The organism is Helicobacter pylori (genome assembly GCF_002832345.1).
Lineage (GTDB): Bacteria > Campylobacterota > Campylobacteria > Campylobacterales > Helicobacteraceae > Helicobacter > Helicobacter pylori_CP.
The window spans coordinates 109,332-115,882 of record NZ_PHLZ01000002.1 but is presented as its reverse complement, the minus strand read 5'-3'; the positions used below and the strand labels follow the sequence as shown (position 1 = coordinate 115,882).

Below are 6,551 nucleotides of genomic sequence, written 5' to 3'. Positions count from 1 at the left end.
TCTTTTGGCTCACCACATTTTGCAAGCTTTGCGCGTTAGGAACCTTTGAGAGCGCGGTGGTGATGCTGTTGTAAGTATTCCCTAATTCATTGTATCGGGATTTGAAATTCACCAAAGTGTCAGCGATGTTTTCGGCTTGCTGTATTTGCTGCTCTTGAGTGCCAAAATGAGCGATGCTGTTTTTTAAATTCGTTATGGTTTGCCCCACATAGGCGCAACCGGCTCCCCAAGTGTTAGAAGTTACCTGACCTGGATTGGTGCCCCTACGCTCACCCCCTTGCACTTCATAACACACCCCTAAAGAGTCTGATACAAAGTTTTTAGGGATTTTTTCAAAGTTTTTCACCACTTGTTCGGCTTGGTTTAAAATCTCTGCTTGGGCTTGAGCGTTTTTGAGCATGCTTTGAGCGAAGCTAGCGTCTGTGTAAGGGTTGAATGGTTTTCCAGTGTCCAGGTTGTTTTGATTTTGCGCATTTTCACTAACGATTTGGCTTTGCGCGACAGCTTCTTGCGCGTTAGCGATCATGCCTTGGATCGCGCTGATTTCATTGGCAAACATCCCGCACATTGTCCCATTGCCGCTTATCCCTTGCCAATAACCGCTACCACCATTCTGAAAATTTGGGCATGCCTCATTTAGGGTAGTGATAATGATGCTCGCTTGTTTTAAAAGCTCTTGAGCGTTATTTTCTGTGTTGATACTTTCTGAGGTTGATGTTGATGTTCCTCCATTCCACGCTGTTGAAATAGCTTTCCCATGACTCCATGGGTATATTAATTTTTCATTTGGTGTGGCACCCGTTCTTTTGTCTCCATTGATAGTGAAATCAAGTTTTGTGGTGGTGTTACTCAAAACCGGGATACCATCTCCATTAGATCCATTGGCTGTCAAAGCCTTTTGAATGATTTGATAGGCTCGATTGATTTTCGCATAATTTTCAGTGGATATAGTGCTATCCCTTCCTGGCTCATAATACGAATTGCAAGTGATAGTCGTCGTATTTTGTCCTGGCACATTATTAAAAGTTTGGATACCTCCATTCGCGCTCTCATTACTGCCAGGACCACAACCAGTAAAAGCGTAGCTTGTAACTTGCCACAACCCCACCGCGGCGTTTAATGCTAAAAGCACGGCTTGATACGCCGGAGAATTGGTTTTGACATCAAGCAAATTCCTAGAGCTTGAGCCTAGATTATCCCTTGCGTCGTTAATCGCACTCGGATCAGCGGACAATTTGATGAGGGTGTTTAGGGTGCTGTATCGGGTTAAAAGGTTGCTCAAGTTTTCATAACGATCTGAAAGATCTTGGATGCCTTTGGTGTTTGTCACCATTTGAGCGGCTTCACCGATTTGATAACCTACGCTTGTGTAAAAGCCGTCGTCTTCAGCGTGGAGCAAAAACGAGAGAGAGAGAGAGAGTAAAAGGGTTTTTTTCATGACATTTCTCCTTCATTAAAATTGGTTTGAAATTTGATGCATTGAACATGCATGGGGTGAATTATAGCGTAAAAGCGTTTTTTTTTTTTTTGTCATTTTGAGAAAATTTTGTGATTTTTTACTTTTTAGCGCTTTTTGTGGCGCTTTTTGTTTGGTGTTAGCCCATAAAAGGCTTTTAGCATTTTTTAAGATTAAATACTAAAGAGCTTGATTTTGCCATAACCTCTTTAAAAAGCACTCTTTTGGGGCGTTTGCCCCTTATGGGTGAGAAAGTTTATTTCTTGTGAGCGAAATTGTGTGGGTTGCCTTTATCCCCAACATAAGCGATTTTGTCGCCTAAAATGTCATAAGCTTGACCAAAGCCTTTCACAAAACGCCCTTCTTTGAAATCCAATGCGATCAAATGGAAATCTTGCATGGCGCGAATGGTTTTAATGCCCCCAGCGCCACCGGTTTTTTCAATGAAAGAATCAAACGCTTTGTCAAACTCCGCCCCTCTCTCAATAAAACGAGCGTTGGTTTTATAACGCAAGCGTTTCCTCAAAATAGCTGATTTAGCCTTGCTTTCGTCTTCTAAAAACATCACTTCCACATTGTGGGGGTTGTTTTTAAGGCCGGCAAAATGCTCAGCCACTTCGCTCACATAAATGTAGTATTGTTTGCCATCGCTCATTAAAGGCGCATAAGAGCATACCACATGCCCATTAGGGTGTAAGGTCGCCAAACAAACAGAATCAAAGCCTTCTTTAAAAGCCTTAACTTCTTCTTCCACGCCTTTTAAATCATGGGTTTTTTCCACGCTTTGACACAATTCAATGATCGCATTTTTATAGTCTTTGGGGTCTTTAATTTCGTGGTTAAATTCAATCCTTAAGGTTTGATTGTGGTTATAACCAATCACAATGCCTTGAGAATCCACGCTTTTAAAGGCGACATTTTCAGCGTGATGGACTTGCCCGAATTTTTTCAACAAACCTTTCATGTCTTCTACATGGTGAGCGTTCATGTGCTCTATAATACGATTAAGCATAATATTCTCCTTAGTTTCAAAAAATAAGGGGAATGTTATAACAAAAAATTAAATATTAGCTTAATCTTTAGCGGAAATTTTGGTTTTTATCTCTATGCCTAAAAGTTTGAAAGCGTTAGTCAAACTCAAACTCACCATTAAACAAATTTTTAGAAGCTCCTTAGCTTTAGGGGTGTCTAAGATTTTGCCAGCGTTATAGAAGCGGTGGAATTCTGAGGCGAGAGTTTTTGCGTATTCGCACATTTTTTGCAAGCCGTATTCCTCAAAAGAAGATTCAACCGCTTTAGGCAAGCTTAAAGCGCTAAAAAGCAGGTACTTTTCTTCAGCGTTTAAATTTTTTAAAGGGGTTTGCAAAACCTCTTCTTTAGAAAAGGGCGATTTTTCTAGCATGGTGTGGATGCGCGAATTAGCGTAATGGATATAGTAAATGGGGTTTGAGCTGTCTTGCTTTTTTAAAGTATTGACATCAAATTCTAAATGAGTATCAAGCCGTTTGCTCAAAAAAATAAACCTTAAAGCATCCTTACCCACATCATCAACCACATCTTTAATCAAAATGAAATTACCCGCTCTTTTACTCATCTTGTAAGGTTCGTTATCTTTGAGCAAGCGCACCATTTGAGCGAGCAAGACTTCAAGCTTGTTGGAATCATAGCCCAAAAACTCAAGGCTAGCTTTCACTCTAGCGATATAGCCGTGGTGGTCTGCCCCCCAAATGTTGATGTATTTGGTGTAATTTTGCTTGAATTTTTCATCATGATAGACAACATCGCCGGCTAAATAAGTGCAACTTTTATCTTCTTTAATGAGCACCCGATCGCTTTCATCCTGGTAGAGTGAAGATTTGAGCCAAATTTTAGAATCCTTTTCATAAAGGGCGTTCGCTTTTTCTAATCGTTCAAACACCGCATCTTTATGTTTAAAAATTTCTTTTTCGCTCGCATAGGAATCAAAATGAATGCCTAAAGCGTCTAAATTATCCTTAATTTCTAAAAGCATTAAATCTTTAGCGTAGCCGCTTAAAACTTCAATAATCGTCTCTTCGTTTTCTTTGAAAAGGCTTGGCTCTAAATCGTTGTTCGCCTTTTTAGCGATTTCTATGATGTATTCGCCCTTGTAAAAAACTTCCGGATAAGTTACGCTTTCTTTTAAAACATGCTCTCTGTAAGCGAGCCATACAGAAAGCCCTAACAAGCGGATTTGAGATCCCATGTCATTGACATAATATTCGCACAAAACTTCATGCCCTAAAAAGCGAGCGATTTTAGCCAAACTATCGCCAAACACCGCCCCTCTAGCATGCCCTATGTGTAAAGGCCCTGTGGGGTTAGCGCTAACAAATTCTAAAAAGATTTTTTGAGAACGTTCGCTTTTAATTTGAGAACCAAATTGTTCTTTTAATTCTAAAGCCTTTTGGGTGAAACGCTCTAAAAGATCTAAAGAAAGCGTGAAATTGATATAGCCCTTACAAGCCACTACGCTGTCAAAAAGCCCTTGAGTTTTTTCATGCGTGCTGATTTTAAGGGCTAACTCTTCAGCGATAACTAGGGGCGATTTTTTAAAAACTTTGGCGAGATTGAAAGCAATGGGCGTAGCGTAATGCCCATGCTCTCTGTCTTTAGGGTATTCAATAATGACTTCTTCTCCTAAAATCTCTTCTAAAACGCCCTTAATGAGAGTGTGCATGTTCAACTTTCTTGTTTGCTTTTAATCTCGCTACTCTCATGCGCTTTGGTTTGCGTTGTTTGAGCGTCTAGGGTTTTTGGCTCATTTTTAGCCTCTTCTTCATCGTCTTTCACGGCTTTTTTGAAATTCTTAATCCCACTGCCTAAACCTTTAGCCAACTCTGGGATCTTTTTAGCCCCAAATAACAACACAATCACTAATAAAACAATGACCCAATGCCATATACTTGTGAATCCACCCATATTTTACTCCTTAATCTATTGGTTGGTTTTTGTTTGAATTATAGCTTTTTTAAAAAATAATTGATAGGTTTTATAAGGTTTCGTTTTTCCAAGCCTTGCATATTTTTTCAAAATTAAACGCTTTTAAGCGATGGACTAAAGTTTTTGCGATGCTTAAGATGATTTCTTTGGATTTTTCTAAATCTTCATTGATGATGAGGTAATCAAAGCTCTCCAAGCACTGCATTTCTTTATAAGCGTTGATCAAGCGTTTTTCTATCGTCTCTTTAGAATCCGTCCCCCTTAAAAGCAAGCGCTCTTTTAAAATCTCTTGGTTTTTGGTGCTAATAAAGACTGAGCATGCGTTAGGGTAATGCTTTTTAAGGATCTCATGCCCTTGCACATCAATATCAAAAATGACGATTTTGCCCTCTTTTAAGGCTTTTTCTACAGGGATTTTAGAAGTGCCATAGTAGTGGTTATGCACGATCGCCCATTCTAAAAACTGCCCTTTTTCTATGCCTTGTTTGAACTCTTCTTCGCTGACAAAATTATAATGCAAGCCATCAACTTCGCCCTCTCTGGGTTTCCTCGTGGTGGTGGAAAGGGAAAAATGGGTTTTGGGGATTTTTTCTTGCAAATACTTTGTAAGGGTGCTTTTACCCGCTCCGCTAGGGCCTGAAAGGATGAGTAAATTAAAATCATTATGCATTAGGTTTTTTATCCTCTAAAGTGATTTTAATGCTTAAGGTTTTGTTTTCTAAAAGGCTTTTTAAGGACTCTTGATTCAGGCTTTTTAATAAATCCTGCAAATTCAAGCGCAATTCTAGGGGGCTGGAAGTTTTATCGCTTTCTTCTTTTTCTTGCGGGATTTTTATATCGCTCTCTTTAGGGGTTTCTGTGTCGTTCTCATTGTTGGGGGTTTTTGCAACGGCTTCATTTAAAAAGGGCAATTCTTCCCCCATCGCTTTAGCCATCACCGGCTCAGGAATGTCTTCAATGCTTTCGTAATGGTCTTCTTGGGGTTTTTCATCTTGGGTTTGTGGCATTTCTTTTTCTTGGGTTTCTTGGGTTTCTTCTTGTGGGGTTTCTTTTTCTTGCACTTGGGGGATTTCTAATTCTTGCGGTGTTCCTGTATCTTCTTGTTTTTCTTTTTCTTGGGGCGTTTCTGCGTTTTCTTGTTTTTCTAATTCTTGTGCTTGGGTTTCTTGGAGAGCTTCTGTACTTTCTTGCGTTTTTTCTTTAGGAATTTCTAATTCTTGTGCTTGGGTTTTTTCGGTAACAACTTCTTGGATTTCTTTATCTTGTGGAATTTCTGCGCTTTCTTGCGTTTTTTCTTTATTCTCTTGGCCGTTAGAGTTTTCTTGGATTTCTTTGACTAATTCTTGCATGGCTTCTAATTCTTGCGCGCTTGGGGAATCTTGCGTTTCTTCTTTGATCTCTTCCTTAACTTCTTTTTGCGTTTCTTCTTTAGGGATTTCTAATTTTTCTTGCGTTTCCAACTCTTTAGAAACTTCTTCATCTTTAGGGGTTTCACCCTCTTGCGTTTCATCATCTTTAGGCTTTTCTTCTTGGGGCGTTTCTTTAATCTCTTCTTTTTCTTCTTGATCGTTTAAAGTGGGGAGTAGTTGCTCTTCATTGTTAGGCTCTTCTTTGGCTAGGGCCTCTAAATCGCCTAAACTTTCTAACTCGTCCCAATTGGTTTCTAAAACTTCTTGAGTTGGGTCTAAATTCTGGCTAGGCTCTAGCTCGCTTATGTTAGAACCTAGCTTTTTTTGAAGGACTTTCAACATTTCAGTGGGTAAAAAAGGTTTTTTGATTTTCATCTCAAAGCCCTCTAAAAAGGGCTGCGCTTCATTGCCCTTTTTATACATGCACACGCTGTTTTTATTTTGAGAGATGGTTTCTTTTAATTCTAGCCAATCCACTTGGTCTAGTTTTTCCAAACATTCATCATCGGCTATCAAAAGCCATTCTGGATCTTTTTTAAGGTGCACGGATAGCTCTTGATAGTGGTTAAAATTTTCTATAGATAATTCTAATTTCTTAGAAACACTCTCAAGCAGTTTTTCGATCATGGGGTTTTGGTTGAATAGAATCATTTTCATTTTAGGGACTCCTTATTTTATTAAGAAACGCTTCTTTAAGCCTATCAATTTTTATCGCTTTTTTTAGA

The 6,551-nt window shown here is 39.2% G+C and carries 6 protein-coding genes; all 6 read right to left on the bottom strand.

Going from position 1 to position 6,551, the window contains the following annotated elements; all coding sequences use genetic code 11:
- A partial coding sequence (locus tag CXY28_RS01305; RefSeq protein WP_100979220.1) for a SabA family sialic acid-binding adhesin occupies positions 1-1,438 on the bottom strand: 1,438 nt, incomplete at its 3' end.
- Between the two features lie 274 nt (positions 1,439-1,712).
- On the bottom strand, positions 1,713-2,468 hold the full coding sequence (locus CXY28_RS01300; RefSeq protein WP_100979219.1) for a HugZ family heme oxygenase: 756 nt from the start codon (positions 2,466-2,468) through the stop codon (positions 1,713-1,715).
- Between the two features lie 60 nt (positions 2,469-2,528).
- Complete coding sequence (gene argS, locus CXY28_RS01295; protein WP_100979218.1) at positions 2,529-4,154, bottom strand: arginine--tRNA ligase; 1,626 nt, start codon at positions 4,152-4,154, stop codon at positions 2,529-2,531.
- A gap of 2 nt (positions 4,155-4,156) precedes the next feature.
- On the bottom strand, positions 4,157-4,396 hold the full coding sequence (gene tatA / locus CXY28_RS01290) for a twin-arginine translocase TatA/TatE family subunit (RefSeq protein ID WP_100979217.1): 240 nt from the start codon (positions 4,394-4,396) through the stop codon (positions 4,157-4,159).
- Between the two features lie 70 nt (positions 4,397-4,466).
- Positions 4,467-5,087 carry a guanylate kinase gene (gmk, locus tag CXY28_RS01285; RefSeq protein ID WP_000551230.1) on the bottom strand — a complete coding sequence of 207 codons (621 nt, stop codon included), beginning with the start codon at positions 5,085-5,087 and terminating at the stop codon, positions 4,467-4,469.
- Positions 5,080-6,483 carry a hypothetical protein gene (locus CXY28_RS01280; protein ID WP_100979216.1) on the bottom strand — a complete coding sequence of 468 codons (1,404 nt, stop codon included), beginning with the start codon at positions 6,481-6,483 and terminating at the stop codon, positions 5,080-5,082. Before CXY28_RS01280 ends, gmk begins: the two co-directional genes overlap by 8 nt.
- Between the last annotated feature and the right edge of the window lie 68 nt (positions 6,484-6,551).